Source organism: Streptomyces sp. 3214.6, assembly GCF_900129855.1.
Lineage (GTDB): Bacteria > Actinomycetota > Actinomycetes > Streptomycetales > Streptomycetaceae > Streptomyces > Streptomyces soliscabiei.
In genome coordinates this window covers 306,013-326,646 of the sequence record NZ_LT670819.1, presented here as the reverse complement: position 1 = coordinate 326,646, position 20,634 = coordinate 306,013, and the positions used below count along the sequence as shown (strand labels likewise).

19 protein-coding genes and 4 pseudogenes are annotated in these 20,634 nt (G+C 66.8%); 8 read left to right on the top strand and 15 right to left on the bottom strand.

All coding sequences use genetic code 11. The annotated features are described in order from the left end of the window. Positions 1–238 precede the first annotated feature (238 nt). Positions 239–3,079 carry a hypothetical protein gene (locus B5557_RS01330; protein WP_079657379.1) on the top strand — a complete coding sequence of 947 codons (2,841 nt, stop codon included), beginning with the start codon at positions 239–241 and terminating at the stop codon, positions 3,077–3,079. 456 nt (positions 3,080–3,535) lie between these two features. After that, complete coding sequence (locus B5557_RS01325) at positions 3,536–3,880, top strand: relaxase domain-containing protein (protein ID WP_231976203.1); 345 nt, start codon at positions 3,536–3,538, stop codon at positions 3,878–3,880. Between the two features lie 33 nt (positions 3,881–3,913). On the opposite strand, the gene B5557_RS01320 is transcribed toward B5557_RS01325, so the two are convergent. Continuing rightward, complete coding sequence (locus tag B5557_RS01320) at positions 3,914–4,960, bottom strand: LLM class flavin-dependent oxidoreductase (RefSeq protein WP_079657378.1); 1,047 nt, start codon at positions 4,958–4,960, stop codon at positions 3,914–3,916. A gap of 86 nt (positions 4,961–5,046) precedes the next feature. Here B5557_RS01320 and B5557_RS01315 point away from each other — a divergent pair, with 86 nt between their 5' ends. After that, positions 5,047–5,796: a helix-turn-helix transcriptional regulator gene (locus B5557_RS01315; RefSeq protein WP_079657377.1), complete on the top strand. Its 750-nt coding sequence runs from the start codon at positions 5,047–5,049 to the stop codon at positions 5,794–5,796. A gap of 137 nt (positions 5,797–5,933) precedes the next feature. Here B5557_RS01315 and B5557_RS01310 read toward each other — a convergent pair whose 3' ends face one another. The 3 genes from B5557_RS01310 to B5557_RS01305 all read right to left on the bottom strand — a co-directional run bounded on the left by B5557_RS01310 (position 5,934) and on the right by B5557_RS01305 (position 7,967). Next, positions 5,934–6,305 (bottom strand): hypothetical protein, encoded by a 372-nt coding sequence (locus B5557_RS01310; RefSeq protein ID WP_079657376.1) that lies wholly within the window; start codon positions 6,303–6,305, stop codon positions 5,934–5,936. A gap of 27 nt (positions 6,306–6,332) precedes the next feature. Further along, positions 6,333–6,608 carry a Ku protein gene (locus B5557_RS45830; RefSeq protein WP_331716852.1) on the bottom strand — a complete coding sequence of 92 codons (276 nt, stop codon included), beginning with the start codon at positions 6,606–6,608 and terminating at the stop codon, positions 6,333–6,335. Between the two features lie 438 nt (positions 6,609–7,046). Continuing rightward, positions 7,047–7,967: a ribosome-inactivating family protein gene (locus tag B5557_RS01305; protein ID WP_159424302.1), complete on the bottom strand. Its 921-nt coding sequence runs from the start codon at positions 7,965–7,967 to the stop codon at positions 7,047–7,049. Positions 7,968–8,479: 512 nt separating this feature from the next. Here B5557_RS01305 and B5557_RS01300 point away from each other — a divergent pair. Further along, entirely contained in the window at positions 8,480–9,532 is a 1,053-nt protein-coding gene (locus tag B5557_RS01300) for a helix-turn-helix domain-containing protein (protein WP_079657374.1), read from the top strand. Here the strand turns inward: B5557_RS01300 and B5557_RS01295 are convergent. The 8 genes and pseudogenes from B5557_RS01295 to B5557_RS01260 form a co-directional block, all read right to left on the bottom strand. Next, positions 9,498–10,975, bottom strand: a pseudogene (locus B5557_RS01295) (ISL3 family transposase). The gene B5557_RS01300 and the pseudogene B5557_RS01295 overlap by 35 nt on opposite strands. Positions 10,976–11,174: 199 nt before the next feature. Beyond that, the gene (locus B5557_RS01290; RefSeq protein ID WP_231976169.1) at positions 11,175–11,414 is read right to left on the bottom strand and encodes a DNA-binding protein; all 240 of its coding nucleotides are present in this window, start codon (positions 11,412–11,414) and stop codon (positions 11,175–11,177) included. A 65-nt stretch (positions 11,415–11,479) separates the two neighbouring features. Continuing rightward, on the bottom strand, positions 11,480–12,730 hold the full coding sequence (locus tag B5557_RS01285; RefSeq protein WP_079657373.1) for an IS256 family transposase: 1,251 nt from the start codon (positions 12,728–12,730) through the stop codon (positions 11,480–11,482). 457 nt (positions 12,731–13,187) lie between these two features. After that, positions 13,188–13,568, bottom strand: coding sequence for a beta/gamma crystallin domain-containing protein (locus tag B5557_RS01280; RefSeq protein ID WP_079657372.1), 381 nt, complete (start codon positions 13,566–13,568; stop codon positions 13,188–13,190). Between the two features lie 397 nt (positions 13,569–13,965). Next, a complete protein-coding gene (locus B5557_RS01275; RefSeq protein WP_079657371.1) occupies positions 13,966–14,352 on the bottom strand; it encodes a beta/gamma crystallin domain-containing protein in 387 nt (128 codons plus the stop codon). Positions 14,353–14,451: 99 nt separating this feature from the next. Continuing rightward, complete coding sequence (locus B5557_RS01270) at positions 14,452–15,294, bottom strand: hypothetical protein (RefSeq protein ID WP_231976202.1); 843 nt, start codon at positions 15,292–15,294, stop codon at positions 14,452–14,454. A gap of 239 nt (positions 15,295–15,533) precedes the next feature. After that, a pseudogene (locus B5557_RS44660) lies at positions 15,534–15,956 on the bottom strand (VOC family protein). Positions 15,957–16,150: 194 nt separating this feature from the next. Beyond that, positions 16,151–16,921: a transposase gene (locus B5557_RS01260; protein WP_079657369.1), complete on the bottom strand. Its 771-nt coding sequence runs from the start codon at positions 16,919–16,921 to the stop codon at positions 16,151–16,153. Between the two features lie 89 nt (positions 16,922–17,010). Between B5557_RS01260 and B5557_RS01255 the strand changes: the two genes are divergently transcribed. From B5557_RS01255 to B5557_RS01245, 3 genes are all read left to right on the top strand, one after another. Continuing rightward, the gene (locus B5557_RS01255) at positions 17,011–17,538 is read left to right on the top strand and encodes a GNAT family N-acetyltransferase (RefSeq protein ID WP_099938347.1); all 528 of its coding nucleotides are present in this window, start codon (positions 17,011–17,013) and stop codon (positions 17,536–17,538) included. A 148-nt stretch (positions 17,539–17,686) separates the two neighbouring features. After that, positions 17,687–18,001 (top strand): hypothetical protein, encoded by a 315-nt coding sequence (locus B5557_RS01250; protein WP_079657367.1) that lies wholly within the window; start codon positions 17,687–17,689, stop codon positions 17,999–18,001. Then, positions 17,998–18,294, top strand: a complete 297-nt coding sequence (locus B5557_RS01245; protein WP_079657366.1) for a DUF7336 domain-containing protein — start codon at positions 17,998–18,000, stop codon at positions 18,292–18,294. The genes B5557_RS01250 and B5557_RS01245 overlap by 4 nt, the downstream gene beginning before the upstream one ends. 300 nt (positions 18,295–18,594) lie before the next feature. On the opposite strand, the pseudogene B5557_RS44655 reads toward B5557_RS01245, so the two are convergent. Next, positions 18,595–18,948 (bottom strand): annotated as a pseudogene (locus tag B5557_RS44655) (hypothetical protein); the annotation flags it as partial. Between the two features lie 213 nt (positions 18,949–19,161). Here B5557_RS44655 and B5557_RS46050 point away from each other — a divergent pair. Continuing rightward, positions 19,162–19,449 (top strand): annotated as a pseudogene (locus B5557_RS46050) (IS701 family transposase); the annotation flags it as partial. A gap of 176 nt (positions 19,450–19,625) precedes the next feature. Here B5557_RS46050 and B5557_RS44650 read toward each other — a convergent pair. Beyond that, entirely contained in the window at positions 19,626–19,802 is a 177-nt protein-coding gene (locus B5557_RS44650; RefSeq protein WP_231976201.1) for a hypothetical protein, read from the bottom strand. Continuing rightward, positions 19,799–20,341 (bottom strand): hypothetical protein, encoded by a 543-nt coding sequence (locus tag B5557_RS01230; RefSeq protein ID WP_231976200.1) that lies wholly within the window; start codon positions 20,339–20,341, stop codon positions 19,799–19,801. The genes B5557_RS44650 and B5557_RS01230 overlap by 4 nt, the downstream gene beginning before the upstream one ends. Between the last annotated feature and the right edge of the window lie 293 nt (positions 20,342–20,634).

Sequence of the window (20,634 nt, the reverse complement as noted above, 5' to 3'; positions counted from 1 at the left end):
AAACTCGTGACGAACCGCAGAGTCCTCGGCCGGGCGACGACGTCAGAACTCGTCAACAAACGCTGTCGCAAGAAGTGATCGAAGCCAACACCCAGAACCGAAAGGGGGTGCTTACGACGTAAGCACCCCCCTTCGCTCAGTGCGCACAAACTGCGCCACCTTCGGGAGAACGCTCTCCGCCGCGCTGGCCTCGGGGGTTAACATCCGCAGGTTCTGCACTCGGGGGAAGGGTGGGTGGATGCTGCGGTTACAGGCCTGGGTGGAGTTATGGGGGGCGAGGGCGCTCGACTTCCTGAGCGGGGGTGACAAGGACGACATCTACCTTCGGTGCGTGCTGGCCGCGCTTGACGATCCCGAGACGGAGCGGCTGCTCGACAAACGGGAAGGCGTGACCCGGGACGCTGTTCTGGAGCGGATGAGGACGGTCACGTACCACCGCTACGCCACCATCCGCTGCCCGTCTCTCCCCTTTGACGAAGCGGTCGAGAAACTGGACGAGGCCCGGGACAAGCATGAGAGGGCAGCGCGCGAGACGCAGTGGAACTGGCGGGTGGTCTGTTCCCTGATCGCGCTCGGGGCCCTGGCGGTGCTCATCTTCGGCGGACTGCTCGCCCTGCTTATAGCGGTTCTGGCAGCTGCAGCCGTGATGTTCACGCTGTTCTGGCGCGGCTCGACGGCGTGGTTCAACGTAAGACAGTGCCTGGTTACCGCAGGGCTGGGTGTTGCCTGGCTGGTACAGCGCTTCGAGGTAGGGGTGTGCGCCGCCCGCTGGGGTGAAGACCTGCAGGAACGAGGCACCGGCCCGGTGGTTGCCGATCTGGTCCGCCACATGCTGGGTGACGACCCCGACTCCCTCTTCATCCCGGATGACTACGAGTGGGGCCTGCGCGCGCCGCGAGCACCGGGCTACGTCGTTGAGAACGGGGCCCGTCGGCAACTGGAGCGCAAGCTCACGCATCTCGAGGACGGCACCATCGCGGTCTGCGGTCCGCGGGGTGCGGGCAAGACGACGCTGCTGGAGCAGTGCGTCAAGAAGGCCGGCTTCGGTGTGATCGTCCAGGCGCCGGCCACCTATACCCCGCACGACTTCCTGCTGTTGCTGTCGGTGCAGCTGTGCGAGAAGTACATGCGCGACCAGGGTTATGACCCGCCTGAGTTCGCGCGGTTGTCGCCCGTGCGCAGGCTGTTGCGGCGTGTGAGGTTCCAGGCCAAGCGGCTGGGACGGTGGAGTTCCTTCGCGGTGCCCGCCGCCGTCCTGCTGGTGCTGGGCCTGTCTGCCTCGGTCCGCTCCTTGTATGAGCAGTACGCCACGTCCGTCTCCGACTTCGTGCGCACGCACACCGATGCGATCCGCGACGACGTGATGGCCATCTGGCAGGGCCACGCAGTCGTCGCGAGCGTGACCATCACCTTCGGCGGGATCGCCTGGTGGCAGGCGCGGCATGCTGCCTGGCTGCCGCGCATGCTGGGACGGCTGTGGATGCGTGGCATCAGGCGTATCGGGCTGCTCCTAGCCTGGGCATCCGCTGCCACAGTGCTCCTGGACGAACAGATCCGCCAGCAGGTCCGACACCTCCACCGCACCCAGCCCGAGGCCCTGTACCAGACCGTTGCCTACACCGGGGCGTTGATGGTCGTGTGGTGGCTCTTGCGCCTGGCTCGCGATTCCGGTGTCGAGTTCCCCCTCGGGAGGTGGCACGTCTCCCTGGAGAAGATCTTCCGCCCCTTGGCGGCCGCTGCAGGGACGTACCTGCTGTGGTATCTCATCGACAACCCGCAGGCGCACAACCTCCTGGCGGACCCCGAGAACCCGCTGCGGCTCGCGGGCATCATCGCCGGAGTCCTGGTGTCGAAGGCGGGAGACTGGCACCCGCAGACGGAAGAACCCGAACTGGTCACCCGGTGCCGCGACCACCTCTACCGCCTCCAGACGGTCCAGCAGGCCACCCACGGCCTGACCACCGGCGGTGCTTCCCAGATCCTGAGCCTGGGCACCAACCACACCACGTCCGTCTCCACAGTCCCCCCGAACTACCCGGAACTGGTGGAAGAGTTCCGCGAACTGCTCAAGTGCATCGCCGCTGAGAAGGTCGGAGAGGGCAAGACCGTCTTGATCGCCATCGACGAAGTGGACCGCCTTGGTGCGGATACCGAAGCCCTGGCGTTCCTCCGAGAGATCAAGGCGATCCTTGGTGTTCCCTTGGTCCACTACCTGATCTCGGTGGCCGAAGACGTAGGGGCCGCCTTTGTCCGCCGGGGCCTGCCACACCGGGACGTCACCGACAGCTCCCTGGACGACATCGTCCACGTTCAGCCCAGCACCCTCAAAGAATCACGCGCCATCCTCGCCAAGCGCTCCCAGAGGCTGAAAGACCCGCACGTCATGCTCGCCCATGCCTTGTCGGGCGGCATCCTGCGCGACCTGCTCCGCTACGGCCTGCAGCTCCGCGAGATACAGGACAAGACACAGTCTTACGAGGTCACTTACATCTCCCGCCACCTCATCCTGGAAGAACTCGCGGAAACATTCGCTGGCTTCAGGACCCTGCTGAGCAAACAGCAGTGGACCCACGACACCAACAGCGTCCTCGCTTCCTTCCGAACCCTCTGCGGCTATCTGCGCGACCCCTGCCCGTGCGTAGAAGCCGACATGCTGCGAACCCTGGATCAGTTCGCTTTCTACACCGAAGGCCCCCGACCACGCCCCGTGGACGCCGGCGACCCACCGCATGTGCCAGCCGATCCGGACCTCAGCAGTGACGCACGCCAGCTCATCGACGAGGCCTCCACGTACGCCTACTTCTCGCTCACCCTGCTCGACATCTTCAGCACCGAAGGACTTGAGCGCCGCACACAACTGGCAGCTGAGCACGGCCCGGACGGCGACCCTGAACGACTGGCCGACGCACGTCAGGAACTCGGCATATCGCCCTACAGCGCCCGACCCCTGATCGACACCGTCCGCAAGGCATGGTCGCTACCCCTCGGACCGACCCCTGGCGGTCGCATTCCACCACGGGGCGGCGCCCCGTCGCGCCCCGTGGTTTGCCCCCGCCACAGACGCCCAGTCGTCGAATGAGCTCGGCCGTTGCGCAGCATTTACATGGCCTCGATCGGGCGGCGAGGGTGCCCGCCTGACGGGCCCGGTGTCGCCGCCGGCGCCCGCCGTACGGGATCGGCAGTGAAGTTCCGGTGGACTGTCCCGCCCCACGGGATCACGATTTTTCGCAGGTCAGCGATCCAGGGCGGCTTCGCCGGCCGCCGTGGGAGGGGTAAATGGGCACGCTGAAGGCCCCATAGCCCTTGATCAACACCGCGTTGCGGGGTGGCAGCGCAGGAGGCGGAGGTCAGCTGGTCAGCTACCTGCGGTTTTGCCCACGCCGGTAGGTATTTACGCGTCAGAGTGGGTGTCCTCTGTGGGGATGCTCAGTGTCGCGAAGGTTCAGAGGCGTAACGCGTGGCGGTACTACGTGCGCGGAGTCGCGTTCGGAGACGGCCGCCGTCCGGTCGGCCAGTCGTTGAAGGACGCTCGGAGATGGCCGGCCTCCCGCCCGGGAGGTGGTTGGGGCGCGGCCTGGCTGCGCTCGGGCTGACTGAGGGCGCGGAGGTGTCCGAGCGGCAGATGGAGCTGCTGTTCGGGATGCTCCGGCACCCAGACGCCGACCGCATCGAGCGTGACCTCCTGGACGACGGTGCCGACCCGGCCACGGCACGGCTGGCCACTGTGCTCGGGCAGCCGATCGAGGAGATCGAGGCCCGCAAGCAGACTCCGCTGCTCGCCCTCGACTTCACCTTCCGGCCGCAGGCGTCCCTGATCGTGCTGTGGGCGCTGGGAGACGCCAGGACACACGGCTGCTCCGCCTGTGCTTCGAAACGCTGACCGGAGTACCGCGGAATCAGACGGCGGGACCACTCACGGCCGATCCGAAGGAACCGTGTCTGCAGCGTCAGAGCCCTCCGTGCCTGAGTCTCCCGCGTCCGGAGTGACCGCGCGTGCCGATGACGAGGCGTGAACCGCCGATGCCTGGAGATCGGGGATCAGGGCGGCGGTGCGCTCGAGTTGGTCGTGCTGTGAGCGGAGGTCGAGCGCGGCGAGGCGGATGACGAGATGGCGCGCGCCAGCGGCGACGTACCGGCCGAGGCCGTCGAGAACCTGCTCGGCGGAGCCGGTGACGACTGCCTGGATCTTCTCCAGTTCCTCCAGCGGCATGCCGTAGGCGGCCCGTGCGTAGTCGTCGAGCGCCCGGCGGCCGTTCTCGACGCCGTCGTCGACCCGTACGGACACGAACAGGGCAGGGGTGAGGTCGTCGGCCGGGCGCCCAGCCTCGGCCGCCGCCTTCCGTACGTCCAGCAGACCGGACTCGTAGTCGGCCGGGTCGGGCGGGTAGGGGAGCCAGCCGTCGTACAGCCGGCCGGTGCGGGTCAGCGCGGCCGGGGATGCTCCGCCGAGCCAGATCGGCGGGCCGCCTGTGCGGAAGGGCAGGGTCGCGGGCGGGATGTCGTCGAACTGGAGGATCTCGCCGTGGAAGGAGGTGGCGCCGGTCCACAGGCCGCGCCAGAGCGCGACGGTCTCGTCAAGCCGGGCGAAGCGGCGCTCCCACGGCACCTCGGACAGCGTGTAGAAGGGCCGTCCGAAACGTCCGGGGAAACCGGCGCCGACCGCCACAGTGAGTCGGCCGCCGGACAGCAGGTCGATCGACGCCAGCGACTGCGCGACCTGGATCGGGCGGCGTAGGAATGCCAGCAGCGCACCGGTCCCCAGCGTCACGCGCTCGGTCGCGGGGGCGAGCGCGGCCAGCATCGTGAGCGCCTCGATACGCGGGCTGATCAGGGAGTCGTTGACGAAGAGCGAAGAGAAGCCCGACCGTTCGGCCCGGATGCCGAAGGCGATCAGGTCCCGGGGGTCGTCGTCCGCGCCCCACTGGGCTTTTCCGGTCGGGAGGAGTACGCCGATGTCCATGCCCCAGAGGCTCCCGGCCGGCGATGGTGCCCACAATTCCCTCCAGGGAATGGCCGGACCTCCGCCCCAGCCGTTACAACAGGGCTGTGGACTTCCCGACCGCGCTCCGTGAACGCCGTACCCGCTGCCGTCTCAGCCAGCTCGACCTGGCGCTGCGGGCCGGTACCACCCAGCGGCATCTCAGTTTCATCGAGTCCGGCAGGTCCGCCCCCGGCCGGAACTTGGTCGTACGCCTGGCCGAGTCGTTGGAACTGCCGTTGCGGGAGCGTAATGAGCTGCTGCTGGCCGCCGGATATGCGCCCGTCTATCCGGAGAACGCCCTCGACGATCCAGTCCTGGCCCCTGTACGTGCGGCTATGGACCACATCCTTCATGGGCACCTTCCTTATCCCGCGCTCGTCGTGGACCGGAACGGTGATCTGATCGCCGCCAATAAGGCACTCGACCTGATCACCGAGGGTGCGGCCCCCGAACTGGTCGGCCCGGGGACGAACGTGTACCGCCTCGCCCTTCATCCCGACGGAATGGCACCCCGCATCCGTAACCTCGCCGAATGGGCGCGTCACATCCTGGCGCGCCTGGACCACCAGGAAGCACTGCGTGCCGAACTCTCACAATATGTCCCCGAGTTGGAGCAGTCCGCCGGTGCTCTCGGCTTCGCGGTCCCGCTCCACCTGGAGACGTCGCGCGGTGAGCTGCACCTGGTGACGACCGTGACGACGTTCGCCACCGCGATTGACGTGACCCTCACTGAGCTGAAACTGGAGGCGTTCCTCCCGGTGGACTCGGCAACCTCCGAGGCGCTGCAGGCGGCCGCCGACGGCGGTCCCGGCTGATAGCGGCCGGAGACCCGCGATGCCGCCGGGTCAGCCTCCGGGACATGGTTGACATCACCAGCTGACATCAACGCCGACAGACGGCATGGCCCAGTGATCAAGGACTCACCCACAAGTTTTGAGAATTACTCGGCAGGTCAGCGTGTCGGCGTACCGCGCCGACCACCCGCGCGCCCGGCGGTCCTCGAGGAAGCCCTCGGGGAGGGCGCCTTCTTCGCGGGCTTCGCCAGCGCCTCGGACCCCTCCGTCTCGCCGCGCGCCGCCCGGGCCTTGCTGACGGACTCCTGCAGCGCGGCCATCAGGTCCACCAGCTGCCCCGGCCGGGATGCCGGCGCCGGGACTTCCGGCGGCTGGCGGTCTTCCTGCTTGGCCTCGATCACCGTGTGTAGGGCCTCGGTATAGTGGTCGGCGAACTCCGGGCCGGTGAGGTCGTCGCGCGTCATGGCCTCGATCAGCGCCACGGCTTCGTCGATTTCGTCTTCGTCCAGCTGGACCGGCGGCGGGACCACGGCGGCGGGGTCACGAATTTCGTCCGGCTACAGCAGACCGTGCAGAGCGATCGCATCTCCCCGTACCCGTAGCAGACCAAGCCGCTCACGGCCGTGCCACGCGAACCGCGCGACCGCGACCCGCGAGGCGCGCTCCAGGGCGTGCCGCAAGACCAGATAGGGCTTCGCCGCGACGGTGCCCTGAGGCTGGAGGTAGTACCCGGCGCCGATGCGCTTGTGGCCACTGTTTGAACGTGACCATTGACCTCTCTGTTGGGGCCTCGCCACGTGTGGACCAGTCAGTGCGTCGGCATCTCGGCACATCAGATCGAAGTCGGCCAGAAGGCCGGCGAACTGGCGGGGAGAATCGGCGGGCGTGGGCTCTCCGCCCCCTGGCACAGCGGTCTCGGCGCTGGCGACCTTCGTGCTCAGCGGCAACGGACCGGTCAGTGGCTCCGGGCATGGGAAGCCCACCTTCCTTAGCACCGCCCCTGCCGGAGACCACGGGAACCGTCTCACCGCAAGAGCCGAGGTGGGGCCACTTCGCCCCGTCACCACCCCTCAATGCACCAGCGTGACCCATCAACTGGGCCGCTCGAAGCCAACATGCCGGGGCCGCTGAAAACAACGTCACAGCCAACGGGGGCCTGCGCCCCTTTTCAAGTGCGCAGGCCCACCTGCCACGCGTCGGTGGGGATGACGGGCGGCGCCTGGGCGGCTCATGAGGCCGACCAGGCCCCTATTGCTGTCCCGGTCCGGGATTTACCGGTGTTTCGCAACGTTCAGTACCGGTATCACGTCGCGCCAGTGGTACAGGGTGGCCAGGCCGGTGATGATGAGCGGCACCGGGGTGGTCGGTGAGTTGAGACTATCCCGGGCCCATTCGGATATTCTTCCCCAGTTGTTCTCTAAGGTGATCTGGTTGGCGCTCATGCCTTGTCGCCACCAGCCGCTGGTGCCCATGGCGGCGCGCATGTACCAGAAGACGTCATCGAAGCGGACGGCCTCGCTGATGAATTGGGTGAAGAACAGGTAGGACAGTGCCGTCGCTTGCCGGTGGCCGTCCCTCCACGGTTCCTGGACGTAGGCGAGCTGGTGGAAGTAGTTCCACATCGACTCGGCAGAGATGGGCACACTGGCCCTGTCGCGACCGGCGGCGCGATTGATACTGCCGTAGGTGCTGTCGAAGGGCAGTGAGAAACCCTGATTCGCGTTGTATTCGAACCCGGTGTTCTCGTCGTTGCTGAGATGGGTCCCATACGTCCTGAGGTGCTCATTCAGATTGTATTCGGGGAGGTCGCTGGCAACGAACGTGCCGTGGATGTTGGTGAAGCCCCTGAGGTAGAGGTTCTGGGGTTCGATCCACAGTCGCAGCCAGGTGTCGCCGTAGTAGAGGAGCACGGAGATGAGTGATTGGCGCTCGTTCTGGGTGACGTAGACGCCGTCATTAAGCTCATGGCCGGCGGCGTTGCGGATGCTGATGATCAGGGCCTCGTAGGCGCGAGCCAGATCTGCATTGCCGTGGCTGTCGATCTGCATCCAGGTCCAGCCCACTTGCCGACCACCGGTGTCGGCGCTGGCCGGCTTGGCGCAGGGCTGAAGGAGTCCGCTTATTGCGGCCAGCAGGACCAGCAGAATGGTCAGGGAACGGCGTAGGGGTTTGAACAGCGTTTGTGCACTCATGATTTGACTCTTTCTGACGTGGGAACCATGTCCGTTTGCGCAGCCTTTCTCGATGTCGCCGTGGGCGAGATGCCGTCGCGGGTCAGGGGGGAGCGGCGTTTTGGCAGCGGTTTGGAATGCCCGTGGAGCCAGGACGAGGCGTGCGGGGCTTCGAGTCGATCCAGGAGGATCTGCGGTATTCGAAGGCGAGATCTGCGGACGTCGATCACTGCCCCGCTCCATATGCCAATGGCACCTGTGATTGAGGGCCAGTGTCGGTTTCAAAGCCCGGCTCAGGTGACCGGATCGTGTCAGTGCCGGGGGCGAGGTTCTTTACCGTGCGCGCCGAGAACTGCTCCCTGGGTGCCAAGTCACCATCCGACCCGGTGACTGCTGTGACGCGTGGTGCAGGCCCATGCGCAGGAGGCTGCCGGCGAGTTCGTGAACCCAACTGCCCAAGCTGGCCCCGGTGTTGAAGAATTCAGAGGACAGTACGGCAGCGGATGGCCCGCTGCTGCCGCCCTGGGGGGAACGTGCTTGTTTTGGACACGGAGGACCTGCCTGCCGCCGACCGGGCCGAGACGTATCACGCCGTGGCGGTCGGAGAGAGCGGCAGTTGCGGGATCGAGCAGGAACATCCCGAGGCCGGCATCCGGAAGAGACTGGAGGTCTGGAACTTCGGCCCGCTGACCCTGTTCGCCACGCACGGCACGGGCATGCGCATCTGGCGCACCCCGCGGCACGCCCGGTTCGACTCGAGGAACACCGTCTCGATCATCACCCAGAGTCAGGGGATGGGCGCCTTCACCTGGAACGGCCATCAGCAGCACGTGGGGCCCGACGCCCTGGCCCTGGCACACAAGACCGCCGGCTACGAGTACGGGTGGTCCGGGACCGGAGTGTCGGTGGCATTCATGGTGGACACCGAACGTCTCGGCCTGCCCGAACACCTGGTCCGGACCGCGATACCGCTCCTGGAGCAAAGCCCTATCGCGCCGTTGCTGCTGCATCACATACGAAGCCTGCACCGCCGCGCCGACCAGCTCAGCGCCGATGCCGGCGCCGAGGCGCTCGGCTCGGCCACCCTGGAACTCACCCGCGCCCTCATCGTCTCGGTGGCCGCCGACGAACGCACCCGGCGGTCGGTCGCCGAAGACACCCTCCTCATCCGTGTCATCGCCTACATCCGCGCCCATCTGACCGACCCGAGGCTCACCCCCCGCAGCATCGCCGCCGCCCACAACATCTCCGTACGAACCCTCTACCGGCTGTGTGAGCAGGGGGGCCTCAGCCTGGAGAAATGGATCATTCGCCGACGCCTGGAAGGCACCCGCCGCGACCTGACCACACCCGAACACGCCCACCGCACCATCGAAGCCATCGCCCGGTCCTGGGGATTCACCAACCCCGCCTACTTCTCCCGCCGCTTCCACCAGAGCTACGGCGTCACGCCCCGCCAATGGCGACGCCTCCACTCCAACGCGACAGCCTCCCGCCGGGTCTGTCAAACGAGCGGCCCTGTCTCACATTCGGTGGTGACGGAGCGTGCCGCTATCCAAGAAGGATGCGGTGGCGAAGCAGGGTGAAGCCTGCTCGTCCGTGCATCTGGCGCGCGATCCGTTTGGTCTTGGTGTTGACGCCCTCGGTAGGGCCGTTGCTGTACGGAAGTGTGAGCGCGGCGATCACGGCGTCGCGGTCCCGCTCCAGGCCCCGAGTGAAAGAGTGCAGATGGGGCAGATCGGTTGCGCGGACTTGGACGATCCAGCGCGAGAGCCCGTCGGCATTTCCCTCGCAAGGCGTCAGGAGTTCGGCGAAGCCTCTGATGCCGGCGGCGAGTTGGGTCATCTCGGGGCAGGCGGCGGTGAGCCGTGCCAGAAGGCCGTGATGTTCGGGCTTGAGGTTGTCGGGCCTGGTGAGGAGCATCCGGGCGAGCCGGCGTGGGGAGATGTGGCTGCGGTCGGCGTCCGCGCGGCCCTGGTTGATGTACTTGTGCAGGAGGTTCAGGCAGCCGGTGAAGCCGAGGGCCTTGATCTCTTCGAAGAGGTGCTGCACCGGGACGCCAGGGTCCTCAACCCGGCGTTTGCGCGGTGCTCGCGGTAGGGATCGACGAGGCTGGCACGGTATTTGGGGACGCGCAGCATCCGCTCGGGCCGGTCGGCTCGGGCGTAGCGTTTGACGGTGTTCAGGGCCAGTTGCAGGCGGCGGGCGCACTCGAGCAGGCCCACGCCCTTCTCGAGCAGGCCATGAACCTGATGCCAACGTTCGAGGGTGGTCTGTGCGCGTGGTCCGTCGTACAGGGGCGCGTCCAGTACGGTGGCCCAGCAGGCACTGTGTGCCTTCACCTCGCTCAGGGCGGCTTCGCACAGGTTGTGCCACAGGTGCCACCTGTCCGTGATCTGGACCGCGTCGGGCAGGGCGCGGCGGATGGCCTCGGCGTAGGTCGATGAGCCGTCGCGGCACACGACCTCGACGCCCGGATGATCGCGCAGCCAGGCTTCCAGCGTGTCGGCGGTGCGGTCGGGCAGCACGTCGATCCGCTCATGGGTCTCGGCGTCGATCACCACGGTGGCATAGCGGTGCCGCCGACGCAGAGCAAAGTCGTCGACGCCGATCACGCGGGGCGTTCGCCCGGTGGGCAATGGGATGCGCAGCAGGGTGCGCAGGGCTGTGTGACGGGACAGGCCCACCGCGAGTATCGCCAGCAGACGTGATCCCGCCCGGCCCGCTAACTCTTTGACCACGGCCTTGACTTGCCTGGTCAGACGGGCCGTGCGTCGCTGGTATCGCTCCAGCACCCCGGGCACCTGTTCGCGGAAGGTGTGGCGGCAGCCTCGCGTGGGGCACACCAGACGCCGCACCCGCACATGGACCACCACCCGTTGCCCGTCGACCGGAACGTCGGCCACCGTCCGCCAGTGATAGCCGTGCACCCGTCCCGACGAGGCCCCGCACACCGGGCAGACCGCGGTGTCCAGCGGCGTCCGGGCCCGCACCACGATCCGCTCACCCTCGTCGGCCACATCCTCCATGACCAGTGGGGACAGACCCGAAAACACCGTCTGCACAAGCTCGTTGACACCTATCACATGAAGGTCAACGACCCTGACAACTCTCCGTCACCACCGGATGCGAGACAGGGCCACTGGCGCTGGACACACCCTCTTCCGCAGACATAGGAGGGCCTGGCCTGTGCGGCACGAGCTATCGTCAAGACTTGTGGATCAGTGATCAGAACCAGTTGATCGTGTCCTTCAGGAGACGGGCGAGCTTCGCTCGCTTTGTCGCGTTCGCTCGCCAGATTTCCTCGGCTTGGACGCTGGCAGTTGTGACTCCAGCCTGACCAGCCGGGTTCTCTGCCGGTATCAGACGGCGGTTGGCGATGAGCATCCCGACGCGGATGAGCGTGATGCCCAGGCTGCGGGCGGCTTCTGGCTGGGACGACCAGGCGTCGTCCTCGACGATGTCCACTTTGAGTAGAGCGTAGCCGCGGTTGCTTCGCGGCCAAGATCGCCCCGGTCGGCGTCTTTGGTTCATCACGCCGCCGCCTTCGGCCGCTCGGCCAGGAGGCCGCGTTCGAAGCGGGCTCCGGCACGGACGAGTGCCACGAGGTGGGGCGCGTTGACCGCTCGCCAGCGCGCCTGGGCGGATTCGACGAGCTTGAAGACCATGGCAAGTGCGGCGGCCGCGCTGCCGGCGCCCTTGGTGACCTTGGTCCTCAGCCGCACTGTCGCGAAGGTCGATTCGATCGGATTCGTGGTGCGCAGGTGAACCCAGTGCTCGGCCGGGAAGTCGTAGAACGCCAGCAGCTCGTCAACGTCGTCGGTGATCTTCTTGACGGCCTTGGGCCACTTCGCGCCGTAGGTCTTCTCGAATGCGGCGACGGCTTTCACCGCATGGTCGCGGTCCTCGGCGTTGTAGATGTCCTGCAGCGCCTTTCGCGCGCTGGGCTGGGCCGACGTCGGGATCGCGTTGAGCACATTGGCCGTTTTATGAACCCAGCACCGCTGATGGCGGGCCTCGGGAAACACCTCTGCCAGGGCCTTCCAAAAGCCCAGTGCTCCGTCGCCGACCGCGAGGACCGGAGCGCGCATCCCGCGCCGTGCGCAGTCACGCAGCAGGTCGGCCCAGGACTCGGCGGACTCGCGGTAGCCGTCGGCCATCGCGATCAGCTCCTTCGTGCCGTCCGCGCGCACCCCCATGACGACCAGCACGCAGGACTTCGCCTCGGCCAGGCGGATCCGCAGGTGGATGCCGTCGGCCCACACGTACACGTAGTCCGTCGCCGACAGGTCACGCTCGCCGAATGCCGTGTGATCGGCCTGCCACTGCCCGGTCAGCCGGGTGACCGTGGCGGGCGAGAGGCCGGCGGAGGAGCCGAGGAACTGCTCCAGCGCGGGCACGAAGTCACCCGACGACAGGCCGTGCAGATAGAGCAGAGGGAGCACCTCGCTGATCTTCGGGGACTTGCGGGCCCAGGGCGGCAGGATCGCCGAGGAGAACCGCTTGCGCTCCCCGGTGGCCTCGTCGACGCGCTTGTCATTGACCCGCGGGGCCTTCACCTCGATCGCCCCGGCCGCGGTCGTGACCTTCCGCGGCTGGTGGAAGCCGTTGCGCACCACCAGACGCCGCCCGGACGCGTCCCGCTGATCAGCCAACTCGGCTATGTAGGTGTTGACTTCGGCTTCCAGCGCGGCGGCCAGCATCCGCCGTGCGCCCTCCCGGACGATCTCGTCGATCAGGGAGCCGTGTGGTGTCGTTCCGTCTTCGTTGACTACCGTGAGCACGGGCGTGCCTTCCCGACCGACGCGCCAACGTCGGCCTACTCGATGACCATCACAGGATCATTCGGGAAGGTACGCCCTTCACGCGCCAACCCGAGGCTGATCCACAAGTCTTGAGCATTGCTCGTGCGGGCCGGCACAGGCCGGGCCCTCCTATCCGGGCGGACCAGCTGCTCAAGCAGGGCGGCAGCCCGCCGGTAGGCATCGGGCTCGCCCACGTCCGGCTGTGGTGTGTTCACCCGGTGTCGAGCGACGGCGGCCACCAGGCCCGACTAGTCAGAGTCGGGGACGGCGATCGGGTAGGACCGCCGTCCCTCGATATCACCGGTGGTTCAGAGCCTTTTCAGCGCTCACTCCACAGGGCGAACGTCCCTCTAGAGTTGATCGTCTTCCGACCTGCGGTAGCGCCCAGTTCCTGCGAACACAGCCGTCACCCGATCGGTGGCCAGGTTGAAAACGCTCAGTGAATCTTGATCTTGTCGATGCGGACCCCGCCGGGGTGGTTGTCCCAGACGAAGTAGGTCCACTTGTTGATCGGGGCATCGGGCTGCCACTTTCCGTCACCGTGCCACTGGACCCGGTTGTTGCCGGTGCTGATGTAATCCACCCAGTGACTCCCCAGCCCGTCGATATTCGCTTCTCCGGCGTTGGCGTAACAATTCCTCCAATTCCACTGCTTGTCGCCGATGCTGTCGTGCCCTCCTACTATGAGGAAATCGGTGCTGTTGCAGGAGACCAGATTGATCGCGGATGCCTGCGTCGTGGTGGCGACGGTGAGTGAGCCCGCCGCCATGACAGCTGTCAGCGCGGACAGGACCACTCGTTTGGCTTTTTGATTCATGGGAATTCTCCTCTTCTTGTCGTGCTGGGGGGCCGGACGGTGGTGCGGCCTGACGCAGTGCCGTCCGGAGTTGAGGGGTGCCGGGGCGGGCAGCGCAGTAGGGCATGGTGCGGATGCTCGGCGTATTCCTGACCGAGACCCCACAGCGGCCCTGACCGTCGTAGTGCGGCTCGTCGCCGAACAAGTCGGCAGTGATGACGAGCGCTTCGCCGAGTACGGAGCACGCTCGGGGCGACGATTTGGCCAGCTGCTGTTGGCCACCGCCGAAGGCTCCGAATCCGCTCGCTCACACGCCAGCGGCACTGCGGTCAACAGATCCTCGGGGGCCTTGGCGAGTGGCCCTGCGCATCGAGGACGGCGATCGGGCAGGACCGCCATCCCCCGCCGGCGCGGCTGTTCAGAGGATCCTGATCTTGTCTATGCGGACCCCACCGGGGTTGTTCGGCCAGGTGAAGGTGACCCACTTGGCGATCGGGGCATCGGGCTGCCACCTTCCGTCACCGTGCCACTGGACCAGGTTGTTGCCGGTGGCGATTATGTCAACCCAGTCACGAAGCCCCGTGTTCGGGTCAATCTTCGCTTCTCCGGCGTTGGCGTAACAATTTAGCCAGCTAGAGTTGACGGGTACCGGGTCGGAATGGCCCTGCACCTGGAGGAAATCGGGCCGGTTGCAGGGGACTTGATTGATTGCGGACGCCTGCGGCGTGGTGGCGACGGTGAGTGAGGCCGCCGCCGCGACGGCTGTCAGCGCGGACAGCACCACCTTTTTGGCTCGCGGATTCATGCACGTTCTCCTTTTCTCGTGTTTCTTGTCGTGCTGGAGGACCGGATGGCAGCGCGGTATGACAACGTGCCGTCCGGGGTCGAGGGGTGAGAGTGTGGTTCAGGCCGTGTCGGACGAGTTCAGGAGGTGTGCTGCCCGGTCGACCTGTGCCTGGACCTGTTTCTTGTAGCCGGTCAGGACTTCGGTGTTGGCGGATATGAGCTGCCGCTGGTATCCGGTGAGGACCGCGAAGTAGACGCCGGCCAGGTTCGATGACCGTGTGCAGGACTCGTCGGCGGTGGCCGCGGCGATCTCCTTCGCAGTCGCCTTCTTGGCCTTCAGGAAGCCGTTGGCCAGCTTCTCGGGATCGCCGGCCGGGTGCCCCGCATCGCTCATGCAGGACGACCAGCGTTCCCGCGCGGCGCCGACCCGGCTGTCCGCAGCCGCCTGCTGGAACGACTGGCCGAACAGGTCCTGGGTGAGCTTCCAGCCCTGGCTGCCGGCGAGAGGCGGCACCTGCTTGTCCGCCTTGTCCCAGCAAACGTTGTAGTCCTTCAGTTCCCGGCCGGTCGGGCCTTTGGAGACCGGAGGAGCAATCGCGACGTGGAAACCGACGCGCTTCGCGGTGCCACCGCCGATGTAGCCCCACGCGCCGGCCGGGCGGATCGCTTCTTTTTCCGCTTGCGTCTTCGGGGCTCTCTGGGGCTTCTTCTTATCTGCATAGCCTGCGTATCCCCGGCTCTTCATGCAGTGGGCAACCAGCGCCTCGTTCGTCTGGAACAGCAGGACGTCGTCCTGCTCGGAGGTGCCATAGGCGGACAACGGCAGCCCTATCAGTCCGTCGTAGCCAGTGACGGGCGCCGCCGACGCGGCCGCGATGGCCGGCAAGGTCGCGGCCCCGTCCGACGCGCTGCCGGTGAGACCTGCGGAGCAGCCTGTGGCCAGCAGGCCTGCGACGACCACCGCGATACATGTCCGGGCCATGACAGGCCGTACGCTTCGCGTGTCGGATTCAGCTCGGGGTAATACCACTGGATTTGCCTTCCCGGGGAGCAAGGGTGAATTCGGCCCCGAACAGGGCCGCCCCAAGCGCTGCACTGGGCTACGAACTACCGATGACGACGCCACTTCTCGGTGACGATCGACGCCGGCCTTCTGGGACTTCGGGCCAAGGCCTCATTCACGGATCGCGAGAAGCAAACTCAGCCGTTGTACGGGGCGGTGACGTCCAGGACCCAGGTGACGCCGAAGCGGTCACTGAGCATCCCGCACAACGGCGCGCCCACGGCGCGGGCTCAATCGGACACACGACGGCCGAGCCGTCGGCGAGCCTGCCCCACAGGGCGCTGATCCCCTCGGCGCCCTCACCGCGCACCGAGACAAAGAACGAGTCCTCGCCCTGACCGAAGGGCAACTGCGAGGGAACGTCGTAGACCATCACATGGAAACCGTTGCCGCCGGCCCTCGCCCCACATCACCCAGTCCACCTCGTTCCCGTTCTGCACCGCGCCCGCATCCTGGTGAGCGACCACGACCATGCGACCGCCGAAGACCGACCGGTAGAAGTCCAGCACCTCGCGTGCGGCGCCCCGAAAACTCAGATGCGTGGCGGTCGTGACGGACATGACCTGCTCCCTGCCTCAAGTGACGAATGCGCCGCCCGCCGTCAGGACAATGCGGCGGCCGCCGTGACCAGGAGCGATGCCTCCCGAACGGCTCTTGCACCACCATGGCGGAAGTAGAGGTCAGTTAGTGTCCTCTACTAAGGGCTGTCCCGTAAATGATCTATGGCGTGCTCGATGACCAGCTCGTCTCTCCGTTACCCGGCGAGGGTGAGGTTGTGGAGGCGGGCGATGCCGAGCATGGCGTGGTGGACGCCGTCGCCTTTCAGGCGGCAGTCGCGGAGGATCTTGCAGCTCTTCATGCGGGCGAAGGCGTGCTCGACGCGTGCGCGGACTTTGCGGTGGGAGGTGTTGTGTTCCTCTTTCCAAGCGGGCAGCTCGGCCTGGCCGCGTTGGCGGCGGTGCGGGATGATCAGCCCGGTGCCCCGGTAGCCGCCGTCGGCGATCACCGTGGTCCGTCCGACGGCCGCCTTGGCTCCGGACAGTTCCCATGCCTTGCAGTCGTTGCGGTTTCCCGGCAGAGGCCGGCCGACCGCGACGACGAGTCGGGTGTCGGCGTCGATGACGACCTGGTGGTTGGTGGAGTAGCGGTAGTTCTTCGACTGTTCGGCGACGTTGTGGTCGCGGGTGGGCACCAGGGTGCCGTCCACGATCAGGACAGTGTCCTTGCGGAACCGCTTGCGGGGCTGGAGGGCCAGGCGCGGGCCGAGGTCGTTGATGATGCGGTCGGCAGCCGACTTCGAGATGCCGAAGAGCGGGGCCAGCTGGCGCAGTGTCAGGTTCGTTCGCCAGTACGCGGCGACCAGCAGTACCCGGTCCTCCAGGACAAGGCCCCATGGCCGGCCCTTGCGGACCGGATCCGCCCCCTCCCGTCGCAGTGCGGTCACCGGCTTGCTGAAGCAGCGCGGGCTCAGCCCGGTGAACGGGGCTATCCAGGACGGCTCCGACGCCGTGATCACACCAGCCACACCAAGATCATCCCTTGTGGCGGGTAGCTCCGCGTGAGGGCCTGCGGAATCCGATGGTGCGACACGGTTCTGGCGTCAAGAATCGCCGGATGAATGAAGTGAGGCTGTCCGACGGGATCATCACTCTGTCCCCGTTGCGCCTGGACGATGCGGAGCCGCATCTCAGGGGGGAGGATGAGTTGCTCGTTCGCTGGCTCAACGGCGGTCCCGGCACGCGTGAGGGCGTTGAAGCGTACATCCGGCACTGTCGGGAACAGTGGGAATCCGGTGGGCCACTCCGCGCTTTCGGCATCCGGGTAGGAGCCGACGAGGCACTCGCAGGGACGGTCGACTTGCGGTTCGCAGGAGAGGGTTTGGCTCCCGGTCAGGTGAATGTCGCGTATGGCCTCTATCCCTCCTGGAGGGGGCGTGGCCTGGCTACCCGCGCGGTGCTCTTGGCGTGCCAGTATGCGGCGAGCGAGGGCGGGGAGGCGGCAGTGATCCAGGTGGAGCCGGGGAATCCTGCATCTGCCTCAGTCGCGCAGCGGGCAGGGTTCACCCCCGGCAAGCAGACGTACAGCAAGGACGGCACACGGTTCGACTGGTACATCCGGGACCTACTCGTCGCCATCCAGTGACGACAAGGCAGTTACGGGACAGCCCTTAGACAAGTCCCATCGTTGCAGGTCAGGGGCACTCTTCGCGTTTCTGATCACCCACCGGACACAATATGGGGCGCGAACTCTGCCGCCCCGAGCGTCACACCAGCAAGGGAGAATTCCCGCGATGACAGACGAACACGAACCTGACGGCGATCTCTACGTGCTGTGGCACGCGCGCCATCTCGCGGTGGAGCAGGACGAACGGGTCATCCATCTCGATGCGGACGGCACCATCCACCTGGACGAGGAGGAGTGGAGGATCATCGGCATCTACCCGGACCAGGCAGTCGCGGAGAGGCAGCGGGAGATCTCCAGGAAGCTTCCAGGGTTCCGGGACGAACCTGATTGTTTCGAGATCGCACCCGTGACGGTGGACGAGGATTTGTGGAACGAGGGGTTCGTCACGGTGTACCCCGAAGGGCTTAGGCGAGACTCATGAACCGGACGCTCTACCTCCTGGTGCACAGGCATCACTTCGCGGACGAGCCGGGTGCTCCCACCACCGTCGACTTCATGGAAGACGGCGAACCGCTCTTCTGGGACGACAGCGAGGACAGCTTCACGTTCCTCGGCCTGTACTCAAGCCAGCAACGGGCGGAACAACGCATCGAGCAGGCGCGCACCCTACCCGGATTCAGGGACCATCCCAACGGCTTCCACGTGCACGAGTACACCGTGGGTCAAACCCACTGGGCCGAAGGATTCCTCGTCGGCGAACAAACCGACGGCTGAGCAGGCACCACCGCCTCCAGCCGCGATTCTTCTCGACGGTCCGCCGACTCCATAGCAGGACCGAACCGGCCTGCGAGGCCATCTGGCGGCCGTCTCCCTGGACACGGACGCGCGGGTACAACCCGGTAGGCTCTGTCACCTGGAAAGTGCTCTTTTCCTCGCAGCCGAGAGCACCCTCAGTAAGTCCCATCGTTGCAGGTCAAGAGCGCTTTCCGTTTTCTGATCAGCCCTCGGACAGCCTGCTTCGTGAAAGCGAGGCTAGTTCGCTGACGCTGGATCAGGTTGGTGGTGGTTCGTGACTCACTCGATCGAGGCGCCGGCGCTGGTAGTGGCAGCGGCGGGCGACGGCCTGGTGGCATCGGCGCCAGCGGGACCAGTACAGCCGCTGCGCGGGTGACCGGTGCCGGGCCGAGGGGGGATGGGCAAGGTCCAGGAGCCGTCGGACTTCTGCCACGGTGAGGGGAACGAGTCCGCTCGAACCGTTTCTGCGGCCCCCTTTTCGAGGGCCTGGGCTGCCATCGCCGCCAGGAAGGCGTGCGCGAGCATGGCCAGCGTGATGTGGCGGTACCAGCCGACATAGCGACGGACTTCGTACTGATCCAGGCCGCACTCGTTCTTCGCTGCCTGGAAGCACTCCTCGATGGCCCACCGGGCCAGGCATGGGAACGCCGTTCCTGCGGCGCGGGCGCGAAGGGGCAGCGCGAGTACGACTGGGCGGCCGTCCAGTTGCGGCCGGTGGCCGAGTACGACCACCAGGACGGCGCGCTGATCCGTCGACGGTGGGCGCTGGCACGGCGCAGCGTGAACCGGTCGGACGAGATCTCCTATTACCTCGGCTATGCGCCGCTGGATGTCGGCGTGGACGTGCTCGTGCGGGTGGCCGGGTTCCGGTGGGCGATCGAGGAGTGCTTCCAGGCGGCGAAGAACGAGTGCGGCCTGGACCAGTACGAGGTGCGCCGCTATGTCGGCTGGTACCGCCACATCACCCTCGCGATGCTCGCCCACGCCTTCCTCGCGGCGATGACCGCGCAGGAGAGCGAAAAGGGGGCTGCGCTGGTGAGGAGGCTGAGGTCATCGAGCTCACCGTGGCGGAAGTGCGGCGACTCCTGGCAGCTTGCGCGCCCCGACACCCTCGTGCCCACACCCACGCGTTGAACTGGTCGCGCTGGCGCCGACGACGCCAGGCCGTTGCCCGCCACTGCCACTATCGCCGTCGGGGACACTCCTTCGAGTCACGGGCGGGCAGAAACCGCCCGTGACAGCCCTCTGCCCGCTACACTCCCACCGCTTCACGTTTCCCCAGGCCAAGCCACGAAGTACTGCTGGAGTAATCATGGTCCGCTCGGGGTGAGGGTGCTGACGCGGTTCTCGTACTCGCGGCGGGCCTTGCGCTGGGCCGGGACCGCCGCGGTGCCGTCAAGGGGCTGGCAGCGGTTGAGGAGTTGGCGGTGGACCGTAGGCACGGTGGTGATGCGCAAGGTGTAGCCCTGACCGCGTCGTACGGTCACGCCGTCGTCGAGCGCGGCGCGCTCAACGTCGTCCAGTTCAGTCGGGCGGAAGAAGTCGGCGACCTTGCCCGGCATATCGAGGGTGACCGCGTTTTTTCCGGCGCTGGGGTGTCCTGGCGACCGTGGGTGTGCTCAGGCATGAGGTCGGCGACGGCTGTACGGATGGCGCCGCGACTGACGTGGTGGTCGCGGGCCAGACCGGCGATGGACTGGCCGCCCAGGTACCCGCCGCGCACGGCGGCGGCCTCCGCTGCCGTGACGGCCGGGCGGCGTCTGCCCTTGTTGCCCTTGGCTTCGGCAGCGCGCAGTCCGTCGTAGGTCAGCTCGCGCTGGAGTTCGCCGGCGGCGGCGAGGGTCTGGACCATGAACTTAACGGTGGACAGCAGTTCGCCGGTGCGCGGGTGGCGGGCGGTGAGGTCCATCGCGGAGAACGCGCCGTCGTGGATGCGCAGGGCGAGGCGGTCGCGGTGGAGGACGTCGAGCACGTCGAGGATGTGGCCGGTGCCGTGCACGAGGCGGAACATCTCGGAGATGTGCACGGTGTCGCCCGGCCGCGCATAGATGAGCAGCTCGCCGAACTTCGGGCGCTCCAGCGGGTGGAGGGGCCGGCGTCCTCCTCGAAGACGACCGGGTCCTCGATCCCGGCCTCGGCGAGGACGAGATTCTGACGGTCGGTCGACTGCTGGTCGGTCGACACCCGCTTGGAGACCAGGTTCGCCATCGGACCCCTTCCGCGCGGTGGAACGGACCCTATCTGTCGTCAAACCCTGTCATCAATCACCAACGGATCTGATTGGATCCGCGCCGTCAAGAAGCCCCGGAATATCCGGGT